We start from the raw sequence: 15,053 nt of genomic DNA, 5'->3' as shown, positions 1-15,053 counted from the left end.
TCCTCCTTGGTATGGTTCCGCTTGTAATTCTTCTCTAATCCATGGCAGTTATTTCATTTCCTACAATCCTTACTGTCAGCTTGAAAAGTAATATATTTCGAAAAATGCTATTATTTCGAATTCTATTTCAGCTAAAAAATTATAGCTTTAAATAGAATCCGTTAGTTCCTACTTTAGCTAATGCGTGAAATGATGTCAGGTGATGAAATTTTCCCTTTGGGATTTGCTGTGAAATGGTGTCACGAAAAAAAGTTCTTTCGGACAGTGCTTGGACAATTGATATAAATTATAGAAGACATTTTGCGTGAGTTCATACCGCTGCATGCAGTTCGGCATTGCTTTCACTTTTTCAGAGGCTTGTTCCAACTGTACTTCATCTATTTTGACCCATACGGTCTGTACCTCTGTTTGTTTCTCTCCTTCTTTTTCATGAAGGATTTCCCGTGTCAGACGCGCGAAGAATGTTATAAAAGATGAACCATTTTCAATATGTACATCTTTTGATTTAAGAAAATAATAGCCAACAGACTTTTGAGGTATATGCTGTATTTGTGCCATTCAAATGCTCCCCTTTACACTTTTCAATCTGGATTCTCAAAAATAATAAGGCCATTTCCTTTTTCTTTCTTTAGCAAAGGTGTTTATGCAAGAGATTTAAGCGCTCCGACAAGGCGTTCTGCAAAATTTATCGGAGATTCCTGTGACTTTAAGCGGATGCAATACATTCCACGCTCCATTGAAAGTTGCTGTGAAAAATTTGTCGGAAACAAAATGGAATGCTGGATAAGAGCCGATGTAAAAGTTGGCAGTTCCTCAGGCAGAAGAAAAATTTCTGCCTCATTTACAGCTTGTCCATCATTTTCGAGTGAACGAATGGAGACCTTCAGATCTAAAGCCCAGCTTACATACACATTGGAGTTTTTCTGTGCTTCGGCCGTTCTCTTTTTTTTGAAATGACAGATTTCCGAATCTCTCTCAACTTCTATATCCAGCAACTTGCTTACTTTTTCTATAATGAATACTTGTGAATCAGTATCTACCACTTCAACCATTCCTTCCACCCCTTGTTGAATAATCCATACGTTCCAAAAGACAATTATTTAGAAAATTCAATAATTTATTATTAGACACAAATGACAAAAATTTATACTTTTTGCCCATAACTCTTGTTTCCGTATCACTAAAACTTTGTTTTTCGATACCTTAAGCCTATAATATGCCATAAAATATGTAAAGGGTTATAGAATATTCTTTTAATTCTGAAATCAAAAACGTTTTTCTTATATATCTTCTTCAATTGTCGAAAATATATTTCTAAAAAATGTTTCGATTCCTTTTGAGTTCCGCTTCTTCAATAGAAGTTTCACCAACCAACAAAAAAATTATGGACAATTTATTAATGTAAATAGTTGCACGGTACTGCATATTTATGAAAACAACGGGTATTTACTATGAAACTATTAACTGAATAGAGTTCATAAATAATTTGTTGCTCCCGTTGAACCTTAAAAAAAAAGCGGAGAAGACTGCAATGTCAGCCTCCCCGCTTTCTTGTTGGTGTTGTTTTTCAATTACTTTCCGCTATAGCATGATAAGTAAACAATTTTATTGGAATTTTATTAAGATAATAAAACATGCGTGTTTTTTTAAAAAATCAGCTTTATATTTTCAACGATAAGCTATATTTTATAAATTCTTAATGTCGAATTTTGTTTTTAAAAAGCCCCTAAATGAAAGAATTACTAATATTTGTATAGTAAACGTGAGGAAAAAAATCCAAATTCTGTTGTACTGTTTTTAAGTTAAATCTATAAGAAAATGATTCCACTTAAAAACATAAGCATATTTAGCAGCATATGCCAAAGAATTGAAGGCCCGATGCTTTTTGATTTGATGGTAACGCCTCCGAAGAATATCCCTCCTATCGAAAAAGCAAGGCATATAGCCCAAGAAAAACCAAGCGAATAATGTTGTAGGCCGAATCCCACACTCGTCAACAGGACTGCCCAACGATCACCAAATAGCTCTGAAAAGCGGCTCAACAACACACCTCTCCAGATCATTTCTTCTAAAAACGCGTTCGTTAGTGAAAAGATAACAGCCAGCCACATAACTTCCCGGATATAAGACCAGCCGTTCAGAAATGCCAAAGGCATAAATAGGGCGAAATTAATAGTTAATGCAATCATAAGGAAAGTGCTCACTTTTACGCGATGAAACCCCGTCCAGATAAAAGGAAAGTAGATGAATTCATTCCACATTGGTTTTCTCCAATATTTGATAAGTCGAGCATCAGAGAAAAAAGCCAATCCAAGCAGCGGCACAAAAACGCAAAGTAAAGATGCTCGATTTAAAAACAGCTGCCACTCTTTGGGCTGGATTTGATCAATCCATTGAGAATTTGCGAACAAATACAAATAGAAGCCTGCTCCAAAAGCCAATTGTATGAAAAAGAAAGATTTTAAGGACTTTTCATTTCTGTAAAATAAGACAAAGGAAAAAAACAGCCACATGGCTACAAGAAAGTAATTTTCAAATTGAAGTGAAATAATTAGGAAAGCAAATAATAACAAACACAAGGCGTTTTGAATAAATAAATTATGTATACTACTCCCTCCTTCAAATTTCCTACACACTTCATACGGATTAACACTTTAAAAAGATTCACTTTTCCGAATAATTCGTTTCATTCCCTCAACTTAAGCTTGCATTAATTTTGAAATAATCTATGCAGCTGATTCCAAAAGCATTAAAAAAGCATCTTCGATTCGCCGTCTTAGGTTATTAAACCTTGCGAATGAAGATGCTGCTTCAGGATATATTGTTTAAAATATGTGTTTTCCAACTGCTTAGTTCACAGATTGCTTCTTCGAGTTCAACTCCGCAGAAAGCTCGTTGAACCATTCTTTATCACCTGTTGACAGCGCCAGATCAATAAGAAATTCCAGCTGCCCGGCGTCTTTGGATTTTGCTGATGGAATGCTTTCAACTTGTTTGATCGGCAAAGGAATCGTTTTTCCAATCAGTTCTTCATTATCGCTTTCAGCTACTACGACGTATACGGCTTCCTGGATGATATTCATGGAATCGATGAAACCGATGATCAACTCATCATTGCGGGTTACGCCTTTCACCCAGTCACTAATTTTTAAAATCGTTTTATTGTCATTTATCATAGGTTTACACCTTCTTTCATTATATTTCAACAGAATCCGCCGGGTCCGCAAGCCATTCCTTCAAAAAGGACTTTTGGTTTTTGCTTTCCCAGTTCGTCTTCGATGATTTTCTCAATATTTTCCTTCGACTGGATGCCGGAAACTGCCGTCTCGCCAATTACAAATGTAGGTACAGCAGTAATTCCCGCTTCTTCAGCTTGCTTTAAAGCTAGTTGATGTGCTTCTTTGTATTTCCGAAATTCCAAAGCTTCACGGTACTGTTGTTCATCCAATCCAACTTCTCCTGCAAGCTTCGTCAATATCACACTATCCCCGATATCCAGTCCCTCTTGGAAAAAGGCTTTTAACAAACGCTCATTATATGCGGCAGCTTTCCCATTTTCCTTAGCATACTGATAGCCTTCAAACGCCAAATGGGTATGCGGCTGCGGTGACACATCGGGCAAGACGATATCGATTCCCATATTTTCTGCCATAGGAAATACAGAATGTGCCCAAGTTGTTTGCAGATAGTCGTCTTCAGGGCGCAGAGTAGGATTGGGTGCAGGCCGCAACTCGAACGGCATCCATTCTACTTCGATGTCTTTATTTTTAATGGCTTCCGCTAACGGTTGTTCTGCCAAGAAACAAAATGGGCACACATAGTCTGAATACACTTTGACTTTTAAAGCCATATTGGAAACCACCTTTCATTTTTCAGAAGTTTATTAAAACAAAAACTATATTATAGTAACTTTAAAACAATGTATTTAAACTGAATCATCATTTGCATAAACCAGAGAAACCGGTATCCCAATGTCGTTTTCTCTAAACCGCCTTTATTTATAGAGTTTAAATTCCCAAGCGGTTTATTTTGAACTTAAAAGCTGACCTTTTATTAAGCTATTAAGTAAAACTCTACGCGTTCATAAGTTATATTACAATTTATTTGCCTTGTTTTAGAGTTAAGCTCTCTTTTCTTCACACTTCCTGCTTTTATTGAAAGAAGCTTCGTTAATCTGTCTAGCTATACATACTAAATTCAGTTATAAGATAAGCCGTGACCTAGCTTGTAAATATTGCCATCGTTGTCTTCGTAAGCGTAGGTAAGCCCTTCCGGCATATAGAGGTCTTTGTCGTAGCCTGGCACGTCATTTCTTGAAACACAATTGCCTTTTTCATCTACAGCAATAACTGTTTCACTGGCTGGCAATGTCAATGGCAAAACACCTGCTGGTTGGCTGTTTCCTGCAATAACTTCAAATTGCGCCTTATAGAACGTGTCATAGCCAGCAATCAAGGCATCCGCCAAAGGCTCAACATTTTCTAGTATCCAAGGCAAGGTGATATTCACACTCATAATTACTTTGCCGCCGCGGCCATGCAAATCAGCAACAATATCTTTCAAACGGTCCATACCGGTCAAAGTCGTTTCTTCATAGTCTGTGCCGTCCAGAGCTTTCACTGTCTTTTTTTCGCATAGATCGAGTTCCAAAAGCCCGGGAGTTGCAGAGAAATAGGCGCCGGAAATCGGATGCAAAAACAAAATTGCGGCATCCGCTTCGCTGAAATGTTCCGTCAGCGACAGTTTCCCTAACTCCTCGCCTTCTTTTCGAGCTTTTGCGGTATAAATCGCCGCCCGTTCTGGATCTTTATGAAAAACCTCCACATAGATCTTTTTGCCGTCCAGCTTTGCCGCTGTCAACGGCAAAGTTTCCTGCTGATTTTTCAAAACTGTAACCGACTTTTTATGGGTTTCATAAGCCGCTTCCCAGTGGGCCGGTGTTTCCACTACTGCAGTAGCATATTCCGGCGATACATATGTCCGGTCATCAAACAGCCCCAATGTGAACATTTCCGTCAACAGGCGCGTATTCGCTTCATTGATCCGCTCTTCACTGATCCAGCCTTTTACGACAGCTGACTTAAGATTTTCAATATCATTGGTATCGGCGATTAAATCAGTCCCGGCATTGACTGCTTTCGCAAAACGTTCAGCTTCACTTAGCTCTTCGACGCCCCAAGGCATTTTATTGATAATGCCGCTGTCACTGTTGATATAGCCTTTGAAACCTAATTTGCCTCTGAGAATATCGTTTAAAAAGTAATGGTTGAATGCAAAGCCTACTTCTTCAAAAGGAATGTCTTCCCCTCCAAGTTTCTGGCCAGCGCTTTTATCAATGCTTGGAATTGAATAATAAGGCATGATGGACGAAGTTCCATGCTCAACCGCAGCTTGGAATGGCGGCAAATGATACTTTTCCAAACTTCCAGGCGTCGGATATAAATTCCATTTTCCTTCTTCATAATGCGGATCAAACCCATTCTCTCTTGGCCCCCCGCCAGGAAAATGCTTCGTGGTCATCGCTATGCTGTGCTTTCCAAGCTTATCCCCTTGAAAACCTCTGAGGATACGCCCAATCGCGTCGGATATAAATACCGGATCTTCGCCGAACGTACCGTAAATCCGCTGCCATCGTGGATCTGTAACCGTATCCGCCATATACATATAGCCTTTCCTTAAACCGGCAGCGTCCCATTCATCATGAGCAATTTCAGCAAACTGGCTGATCAGCGACGCATCGCCGCCTTTTTTCATGTCTCCTTTAGCGGCTGCAGCAAGGCCCAGTGTTCCGGGCCATGTAGAAAAAATCCCTGACGCGTCATTCATGCCAAAAACAGGTTCTGCATGTTCATTGCGTGAATTGGATGCGATTAAGCAAGGAATGCCCAAGCGCGTGCTTTCGCAGACTTCATTCATCGTATTGACCCATTCCGCCGTCTCGGCTGGGCCCCAATTGTCTCTTAGTATAAAATGCCGCAAATGCATTTTTTCAATTGTATGAGAAGTCCCATATATTTTTGTAGCCGCAAAAATATTCTCACTTTCTTCTACAATTGCTTCATCCAACACCCCATTATGGCTTGTCTTGCTTTTATCTTTTTGGGTAAGCCCCATCTGGCGGGAATTGATAAGCATCATCCCAACTTTTTCATCCAAATTCATCAATGTTACCAAGTTTTCTGCGCGTTCTCTAGGGCTCAGCCGCCAATCCTCATAAGGATCCAGTTTCCCATCGCCGTTCAAGTCTTTAAATTTCAATCCATCTACCTCGATAAGTTTCTTCGATTTAACTTGTAACTCCGGTTGCTCTTTGTTCATGGTAAACTCCACTCCTTTAAAGCTTATGACTGCAACGTTCTTCTTTACACTAGTCTTCCATAATCAAATACATAATCTAACCCTAACAAAGTTTGATCGTCAGTTCTAATAAAGAGAAGTTGTCACTTCCTTTTATTGCAATACCCTTTGCCAATAAAAAAACGCGTTCCGGAATCTCAGCAAAGAGAATTCCAGAACGCGTTTTACAAATAAAATTTCACGAAGAAAATTAAACTTTTTCAGCCACTTCAGTTTTCACATATTGGGCAGCCTGTTCACCCGCAATTTTTCCAAATACAGCCCCCGCCATCAATCCTGCGCCGCCTGGGTAATTATCGTAGAACAATCCCCCAGCCGCTTCACCGGCAGCATACAAACCGTTGATCTTCTGGTACATCGTGTTTTGGACTTCTGCCTGTTCGTTGATTTTCAATCCGCCGAATGTGAACGTGATGCCGCAAGTTACGGCATAGGCTTCAAACGGAGCAGTGTCGATGCGGTTCGCCCAATTGGTCTTAGGCACCTCAAGCCCTTCCGTTCCCCGGCCGTCTTTTTCGTTCGGATTAAACGGCACTGCTTCATCGATTGCTGCATTGTACTCAGCAATTTCCTTGAGGAATTTTTCTTTATTGACGCCTTCCATTTTAGCGGCTAGTTCTTCAAGCGAGTTCGCTTTCACTTTCGTCACTTGTTTGCCTTTATACTCTTCGCGCAGCAAATGAGAAACTTTGCCGTCGAAGATCTGCCAAGCGCAATTGTCTTTTTGTTCCAAGATCAAGCGGCCGTATTTGGCATACGTATAATTCCGGAAATCGGCGCCTTCATCCAAGAAGCGCTGGCCGTCCGTATTAACTAAGATGCCGAAAGGATAGCTCAGCCGCTGGAAACCCTCTTGAAAATCAGGCAAGTAACGGTCTCCCGTCACGGCATGCGCCATCGACCAGTTGCCAGCTGACAGCGCGCCGATATCCAAAGCCATCTGGATGCCTTCACCCGTATTGTAGCGGCTGCCCCGCGTATGGACAACATCCCATTTAGGACCGAGGTATTTGGTGCGCATTTCAACATTGGCATGGAAACCACCAGAAGCCATGACAACTGCTTTTGCACGGATGATTTTGCTGCGCCCTTGCTCTTTCACTTTGACGCCTTGAATCCCGTCGTCGTCTTGCAGCAATTCAACTGCCATCGTATCGTATAAAATTTGGACGCCTTGGCGTGTTGCTTCGTTATGAAGCGCTTCAACCAATCCATGGCCGCCGCCGACTGATTCCAGGATCATGCCGCCCCAAAACTTGAAAATGCCATTGATTTTAAAAGCTTGCCGGCCGTAGATGGGAATGAAATTAATGTGGTGCTGTGTCAGCCACTTCATCGTTTCAAAACTTTCACCCGTTAGAATCGAAGCTAATTCAGGATCAGTCTTGTAATTGGTCATGCGGCAAAGGTCTTCATAATACTCCTCTTCACTATAACTTCCGAAATCCGTCATACTGAGATCCTCTTCTTCAAGATCCGGGATGATCGCCTGTATGTCTTCTGTTCCGTTATACGCAAAACGAATCGAACCATGGGTGTATGTGGTATTGCCGCCTTTTTCTTTTTCAGGCGACTTTTCAAGGACCATGACGCGCGCGCCTTGTTCCTGCGCAGCCAGAGCTGCACACATTGCCGCGTTGCCGGCCCCTATAATCACCACATCCGTTTCATATTGGGTATCAGTTCTGGATTCCATATGGCCACTTCCCATTTCTTATATTTTCTTGTTAAAGAATGATTGGATGAGTTCGTGGAAACTGTCTTTCTTTTCAAGCTGTGCCCAATGCCCGCATTGTCCGAAAACATGCAGCTGCGCATTTTTCAAATGCTGGGCTAAATAATAACTTGACTCGACTGAACAAACTTTATCGTTCAAGCCATGGACCAGAAGCACTTCGTTCTCGATGCGGTTCAGCGCCACAACCGGCACCGGAACAGCAGCTGTCGAGAAAATCGAATCGTTCGAGCGGTGCACTTCCGGCTGCATCGCTGTTTCGTAGCGGACATCCAGAATGCTGTCGATGACCGGCTGCATCTCTTTTTCGTCATAAACAAACCAGCTCATGATCTGCTTCAATTTCTTTTTGGAAGGATTGTCGTAAAAACCTTTTGCCCGTGCCAGCTCAAGACTCAATTTGGTATTAGGCGTGCCTCCAGGCCCCATCAATACCACTTGTTCAAAACGTTCCGGGTATTCAAGCAATAATTCAAGAGCAATCGAGCAGCCCAGGGAATTGCCGACCACATGCACTTTTTCAAGTTTCAAGTGATCCAGCAGTTCAATTGTCTGCTTGACCCATTGATCCGTCCATTGCTGGCGATTTTTCAGCGGTACATCCGGATGGCTGCTTTTCCCAAAACCATAGAGGTCCGGCGCCAAGCAATGAAAGTTTTCTCCCACTTCTTCAAGCGCTCTCCGCCAGTTGGCGAAAGCAGTCACTCCTGGACCTGAACCGTGCAAGAACAAAATCGTCTCCGTGTTCTGTTCGCCTGAACGGTTTAAATAAGTAGCAAAATTCTCTGTTTGAACAATTTCCTGTGTCACGGTATTTGTCAATAAAGTCATTTTTTTGCCCCTTTCTATTGTCGATATAAATTGAAATTAAGAATTATCCTTTTATATAACGCTTCGGCTGCTTTGGGCAGGACTTCCGCAAGAAGCCAGGCAGATTATCTGTCTTCTTGCTTCGCCTTGCCCGTGGACGCGCCTTCGCTGGAGAAGCTTTTTAAAAGAGAGAGAATTACTTAGATAGCTTTTTGATGATTTCTCTCTTAAAAGGGTTGAATCAAGGTTTAGCTTGTAACATTTTCTTTACAATGCCTCAATCGTCTCTTTTACAAGCTCTTTGTTTGTGATGCTGTCGCCCCAATACGTATTGCCGAAAGCACGTTCACTTTCATGCCAATGGATTGGCTCCCAGTCAGGTTCGAATATCAAATAACTGCCCGTGAACAATTCTACGCGGCAGCCGCTACCTGGATCCGTTACATATAAGTACAGGGCTTGGGAAATGGAATGTTTTCCAGGACCCACGAATTCAAAATTATGTTCCCGCAGAATATCAGCTGCGCGCAGAATATCCTGTGAGTCGTCCAGCCAGTAAGAGATATGGTGCAGACGCGCTTTCGTCGGAGTTTCCGGCCGTGAAACGAGCGCCACGTCGTGCACTAATTGCGTAACGCTCATCCAGCCAGCCAGTACATCTCCCGCATCGTTCGCTAAAAACTCACGCATTTTAAACCCGAGTATATTTTCCATAAAGGAATAAGTGTCGGATGAATCTGCCGAAGTATGGAGATTGACGTGATCCAGCCGGCGAGGCGACACCCCTTTTGCCCAGGATTTATACGTCTGATTTTTCAGTACGGAACGGCGATGCTCATCCACCGGCGGCCGCTCCACATCATAGTAAAAGTGGAAGGTATGGCCGCTTGGCACTTGAAATGCAATGGATGCTCCGATGCCCGGCGTTTTCCAGGCTTCTACATCGCTTGCTGCCACACCGTTCGTTTCCAGAAGCTCTTTAAAGCCTTGGACGTCCTCTTTTTTCTTGGTGCGCCAGCCGATATGCTTTACATAGCCGCGGTCCCCTTGTTCAATGGACAAGGTATGATGCTGAAAGTCTCCCCATGCCCGCAAATAATGGACCCCGTCTTTTTCTTCAGTTTCTTCCAAACCGATTACGTCTTTGAAGAATATCAGCGACTTTTCCAAATCGGCCGATACCAATGAAATATAACCCAGTTTTGCAATTTCAGGTTTCACCGTAAAACCTCCTTTAACCAATTGTTTTTTGTAAGCGTGTACATTTCAAAGTATTAATAACGGATTGCATTCGATTCGAGCCCTGCCAATACCCGTCCGAAGTTTTCTTTTGTAATGATCGGCGATAAAGAACGGTGAGAGTGCAAAACCAGAAAATCGAGCAGGATTCGCTGCATTGGATGTCCGTTATACGCAAAACCGGATCCACTTGCTGACATCAGTAAATCCATCGCTTCTTTCAACAATTGATTGGCATAGCCGATATCCGCTAACGTTTTCACGCGAGCATGGCGGCCCATGTATTCTTTTGCTTGTGCGCTGGCATCCAAATCATCTGCGACTTTAAAGTAGAACATCTCTGCCGTTTCAATTTTCAATTCCGCTTCCGCTATAATGGAGTGTGTGCTTGCCGCATCTTTAATAAATTCGACACCCATATGTGCTGCTCGTCGATTCGGCAAACCTTGTTTGAAAAATTCCATTGCTGAACGCAGCATTCCCACTCCTGGCAAACCAAGCGACAAAATCAATGCCGGGAAAAGCGCTGTATGATAAAGCGGAATATCACGCAAATGGGCAGATTCAAAATTCCCGTCAAGCGCTTTGACGAACGATGTACAGCGGTGATCTGGAACAAAGACATTATGCATTTTCACACTATTGCTGCCTGTTCCTTTCAAGCCCATTACATTCCAGTCATCCATGATTTCCATTTCGCTGAATGGAAGCGTCATCAACACCTGGTCAACCATCTTGCCTTCGTCATTTAGGATTGGCATGCCGAAATATCCCCATGTGGCGTGTTGAGATCCTGAGCAGAACATCCAGAACCCTTCTTCTATCAAATAGCCGCCGTCCACTTTTTTGGCGATGCATTTGCGCGGTTCGTAAACTCCTGCAAAAAGCACATCGTCTTCATCTTGCCCGAATATTTCTTTATGCGTTTTCTCACTGAATGACTCGGCCACCATCAATTCACGTATGGCACACAGTGCCACGATCCAGCCAGTAGACCCACAGCCTTTTGAAATCTCAACAATTGCTTCACTGTAAGTACGCATATTCTGTTCCTGCCCGCCATAGCGTTTAGGGCGAAGCATTTTAAACAATCCCAATGCTTTCAATTCATTCATCGTCGCTTCAGGAATACGGCCGATTTCATCCGTTTCTTTTGCGCGTTCTCTCAAAGACGGAATCAGCGATTTTGCCGCTGCTACCACGTCGACTTTGCTTTCATGTTGGATTACAGGATTCATATTCGTTCCACTCCTCTGCATCATTTTCTTTCTATACTCAATTTAAAGAAATTTCAGAATTAATTAAAGATGAAAAACCATTCGATTTCCGTACTTTTTCCAATAAAAACTATTAGTTTTTTTCTTGAGAATCTTCTTTTCCATCATTTTTCCGTTAATTCTTTTTAATAAATGCGCATGAGTAGTAAGAGATTGAATTTAAATGGAGTCATTGTGTATACCGCTTCGGCCGCTTAGGGCAGGACTCCCGCGATGAGCCAAGAAAAGCACTCGTCTCATTGCTCCGTCTCGCCCCTGGACGCGCCTACACTGGGTAAGCTCATTAATAATAGAGAGCAAATTTGCTTTGGCTTTCTATGAAATATCTACTGATTAAATTATGTATTCGACTAACATACCTTATGCAAAAAGCAATGCGGCGGTACGCCGCGTCACAAAGTATTATCATTTTCTTCTATAATATATAGTCACATCATTTCATACGTCTTAAAGAAAACCTCACCAAGAGAGGCGCGTCAAAGGGCTAGGCAACGAAATGCCTCAAAAGTAGTTTGGGGCATTTCCTTTGCGACGAAGCTAGCACAGCGGTGCAGGAGCAGAAGGTTTTTTAGCAAGAAGATTAGCGGTTTGTGCTAAGCTTCTTGCGGGAGCCACGCCCTAAGCGACCGAACGACCTTAATAATACTGTCTTTTTAAATACAGAATATAAAAGGAAGCCATCCAAAAAAGTCAGTGAAAAGACTTTTCTGGATGGCCTCTTGCATACAGTTGGCAGCTGGGAAGTTCTATACATCAATATCGCCGAGAATCTTTAATGCGTCCAGCATCAATAGAAGCTCATAGGCCACAGCTGGATTGCGTAAATCTTTGTCCAGCAATTTTTCAATGCGCGTGATGCGGTACATCAGCCCACTCATCGACAGAGATAAATCGCTGATCGATTGCTGCAGGTTTCCGCCGTTCAGCAAGAACACATAAAGCGTCTTCAACAATTCGTCTCGCTTATGGTCTTTCAGTTCGAAAATCGGATTTAATTCTTTTTTGGCGATGCGTCGGATGGTCAGCATATTTTTTGAATTGATCAACGAACCGATGATGCTGACTTCTTCAAAAGTGGCGATTTTGTCGGCTGTATTCAAGCGCAGCGCAACTCTCGATTCTTCCACACCTTCATCGATCGTCTCGATGGTTTCATGCTGGCTGCTCATGCCGACTTGGAAAGCAATATGGCGGTGTTCATGGCTTAAGTGCTTGAGGATATTTTCCAGCATATAGTTGAGCCGCTCCACTTTCGGCAGCAGCATGACAATCGAACCTTCGTATTCGGTAATCAGAATCTTATAGCTTTGCATTTCCAAATAGCGCGTGATCGACTGAATGATTTGGTCGAGGAGCTCCACTTTTGTGACATCCAGATGTTCAGAAGTACATTTTAAACTGGCAATGAAAAATGGCTCTTTTAAATCGATGCCCATATAGTATCCCCGGTAGACAATGCTTGGAACTGAGGAATACTGTTTTTGCAGCAATTGCTCAAAGAAGTAGGCTTTGATGTTTTCCACCGCTTCCAGGCTGGTTTTCTCATTCAAAAAGTAAAGAGCTGCTGAAGTCGCTGCGCGCTGGATAAACATGGTTTCGTTTTCCGCTTCGGCATCTTTGTCCAAATAGAAAAAAGTGATATAGCCGATCGGCTTTTTCTGGACGATAATGGGCGATACAAGCCGTTTATGGACCTTTCCTTTTATTACAAAGGTCTGGTCATACGACGAATAAAGGATTTTCCCGCTTTTTGTTTTATTGATGGAGTTCAAGAAATCTTCGCTGAAGGTTTTATACTGGATCTCATCAATTCCCCGGTATACTCTCGGATGGAAATTCAAGTCTTCAATCGAGACCGGAATATTCAAAGCGTCATAAATGGTGCTGATCATTTCTTCAATCGAGTCGCCGTCGGATAATCTTGTCGTCAACGTGTCATGGAAAGCAGATGCTTTTTCAATGAAATTTTTCCGGTCGAGCAATTGTTCATACGTATAATTGAGTTCATCGATAAACCGGCTTTCCTGGTACAACTGGATTTCTTCTTTCATTTCCTCAATGTCCCAATCCTCTTCCAGCTTCATTTCAAACGTGCACGTGGCATCCCCTTTGCCTCGGCATTCTATTTCCCGTAGAAAAACGCGGCGGCCCGTAATCGTTGAAGTGAAACCGCTCCCAAAACCTGTCAACGTATGGCAGACAGGGCAATCTGAAATCCCGTGGTTTTTCACATGTTCCGCCACTTCAAAAGAATCCATCCATTCTCCGCAAGCTGAAATTCGTGCTACTTCCCCGTGCTCATCCAAAATCACTTCACGCTTGGATACCAGACGGGATATTTGCCCGGTTTCATAATGCAATGCCCCTGCTTTTTCCAGCATTTGTTCGGTCGTGCCGCCGACTTTCAGAACATCTATTGCATGGGCTTTCCCCAGATTCCAACCATATCGAAGCAAAAATGATTTTGCGCGCTGAACTCCCAGGTTTTCAATCAATTCTTTTCTTAATAACCCGAAAGTGGCAGAAGTCGTCGAGATTTTTTTATCTTCACTTTGATCAAATGTTTCCAGTTTTCTCATGAAAATCCCCCTTGTAGCCATAGTGGTCTCTAAGAACAAAACTCCAGAACTTTTTCCCATCCCTTTTCGCAAAGCATAATAAATAAATGCTTATACGAATTATACGAAATATTTAGATATAATTCTCATTTATTTTTTTGACAGAGGCACATAACAAAAAAACCTCCGGCCAGGAGCCGGAGGCATTTCTGCAAAGTCAGATATTGACGCCCGCTTTAACAGATAGGCCGTAATCCAGGCCGGCATGAATATCGCTTTCCTGGTTGTAGAACGCACGCAGTTTTTTCACTGCGTCTTCTGGCGGCTTTGCATTGAAATACCCTTTGCGGGTAAGCGTTACGCCTGAATTCACTTTAAGGTCTGTTAAGCTTTCACACATCTTGATTCCCGCTGCAAAAGAATCCACAACCGGCACATCGCCGATCCGGGAAATCCCATGTGCAGCTAAAAAGACATTCAATGGCCCTTCGCCAGGTACGATCACATCAGCGCCAAGAGCGATTGCTTTCTCCGCACTTGCGATAAAGCTGTCGATGACCGGCTGTGGATTTTCAAAGCCTGCCAGTACATCGTAGAAACCGATGGAAGTCTGGACGATCGGCCCTAATTTATTGCCAAGGCCGTAGCGTTCCGCATTGCTGCGCAATTGATCCGCCAGCGGCTCCAGGAAATTTACGATGCCGATGCGGTCCCCGAGCATGGAGGCAATATGGAAAGAAGCCTGCCCATATCCAATCACCGGAATATCAACCAATGTCCGTGCCTCAAGCAAACCGACATCCGGAATAGTGCCGATAAACATACAATCGTAGCCGGCGCTTTCCGCAATTAACGCATTGCGGATAAATTGCTCTTTATGCAAGTTCTGCAAATAAGCATAAGTGATAAAATGGCCTGGATAATCGCTCGGATACGTTTCACTTGCCATGCCGTGAAGCACAACTTCCACATCCGGCCGTGCCACTTTCTGGATGTGGCTGATGACCGCATCCCGATAAGCCGGCACTTGTTCAATAGACGTCAAACTCTGATGCCAAATTTTCAAAACCCTCAGTC

At 42.8% G+C, this 15,053-nt stretch carries 12 protein-coding genes; all 12 read right to left on the bottom strand.

The genetic code is table 11. From position 1 onward, the window contains the following. Positions 1–195 precede the first annotated feature (195 nt). The 12 genes from ACSFXN_RS06275 to ACSFXN_RS06220 all read right to left on the bottom strand — a co-directional run bounded on the left by ACSFXN_RS06275 (position 196) and on the right by ACSFXN_RS06220 (position 15,042). The gene (locus ACSFXN_RS06275; RefSeq protein WP_437149331.1) at positions 196–558 is read right to left on the bottom strand and encodes a hypothetical protein; all 363 of its coding nucleotides are present in this window, start codon (positions 556–558) and stop codon (positions 196–198) included. 83 nt (positions 559–641) lie between these two features. Beyond that, on the bottom strand, positions 642–1,052 hold the full coding sequence (locus ACSFXN_RS06270) for a hypothetical protein (protein ID WP_437149330.1): 411 nt from the start codon (positions 1,050–1,052) through the stop codon (positions 642–644). A gap of 756 nt (positions 1,053–1,808) precedes the next feature. After that, entirely contained in the window at positions 1,809–2,417 is a 609-nt protein-coding gene (locus tag ACSFXN_RS06265) for a CPBP family intramembrane glutamic endopeptidase (RefSeq protein ID WP_437149329.1), read from the bottom strand. A 432-nt stretch (positions 2,418–2,849) separates the two neighbouring features. After that, on the bottom strand, positions 2,850–3,176 hold the full coding sequence (locus ACSFXN_RS06260) for an IDEAL domain-containing protein (RefSeq protein ID WP_300989180.1): 327 nt from the start codon (positions 3,174–3,176) through the stop codon (positions 2,850–2,852). Between the two features lie 26 nt (positions 3,177–3,202). Further along, positions 3,203–3,850, bottom strand: a complete 648-nt coding sequence (locus ACSFXN_RS06255) for a DsbA family oxidoreductase (RefSeq protein ID WP_437149328.1) — start codon at positions 3,848–3,850, stop codon at positions 3,203–3,205. Positions 3,851–4,197: 347 nt separating this feature from the next. Next, positions 4,198–6,318 (bottom strand): glycoside hydrolase family 3 protein, encoded by a 2,121-nt coding sequence (locus ACSFXN_RS06250; protein ID WP_437149327.1) that lies wholly within the window; start codon positions 6,316–6,318, stop codon positions 4,198–4,200. 229 nt (positions 6,319–6,547) lie between these two features. After that, positions 6,548–8,053 carry an FAD-dependent tricarballylate dehydrogenase TcuA gene (tcuA, locus tag ACSFXN_RS06245; RefSeq protein WP_437149326.1) on the bottom strand — a complete coding sequence of 502 codons (1,506 nt, stop codon included), beginning with the start codon at positions 8,051–8,053 and terminating at the stop codon, positions 6,548–6,550. An 18-nt stretch (positions 8,054–8,071) separates the two neighbouring features. Then, positions 8,072–8,923, bottom strand: coding sequence for an alpha/beta fold hydrolase (locus ACSFXN_RS06240; protein WP_437149325.1), 852 nt, complete (start codon positions 8,921–8,923; stop codon positions 8,072–8,074). 246 nt (positions 8,924–9,169) lie between these two features. Beyond that, complete coding sequence (locus ACSFXN_RS06235) at positions 9,170–10,123, bottom strand: VOC family protein (RefSeq protein WP_300989185.1); 954 nt, start codon at positions 10,121–10,123, stop codon at positions 9,170–9,172. 53 nt (positions 10,124–10,176) lie between these two features. Then, positions 10,177–11,379, bottom strand: a complete 1,203-nt coding sequence (locus ACSFXN_RS06230; protein ID WP_300989186.1) for an acyl-CoA dehydrogenase family protein — start codon at positions 11,377–11,379, stop codon at positions 10,177–10,179. 785 nt (positions 11,380–12,164) lie between these two features. Continuing rightward, positions 12,165–13,997 (bottom strand): V4R domain-containing protein, encoded by a 1,833-nt coding sequence (locus tag ACSFXN_RS06225; protein WP_437149324.1) that lies wholly within the window; start codon positions 13,995–13,997, stop codon positions 12,165–12,167. Positions 13,998–14,193: 196 nt separating this feature from the next. Beyond that, positions 14,194–15,042, bottom strand: a complete 849-nt coding sequence (locus tag ACSFXN_RS06220; protein WP_300989188.1) for an aspartate/glutamate racemase family protein — start codon at positions 15,040–15,042, stop codon at positions 14,194–14,196. Positions 15,043–15,053: the final 11 nt, after the last annotated feature.

Origin of the sequence: Planococcus sp. 1R117A, from assembly GCF_051417975.1 — a bacterium.
Taxonomy (GTDB): domain Bacteria; phylum Bacillota; class Bacilli; order Bacillales_A; family Planococcaceae; genus Planococcus; species Planococcus shenhongbingii.
Note: the sequence above shows the minus strand (reverse complement) of the source record. Positions and strands in the feature narration are given on the sequence as shown.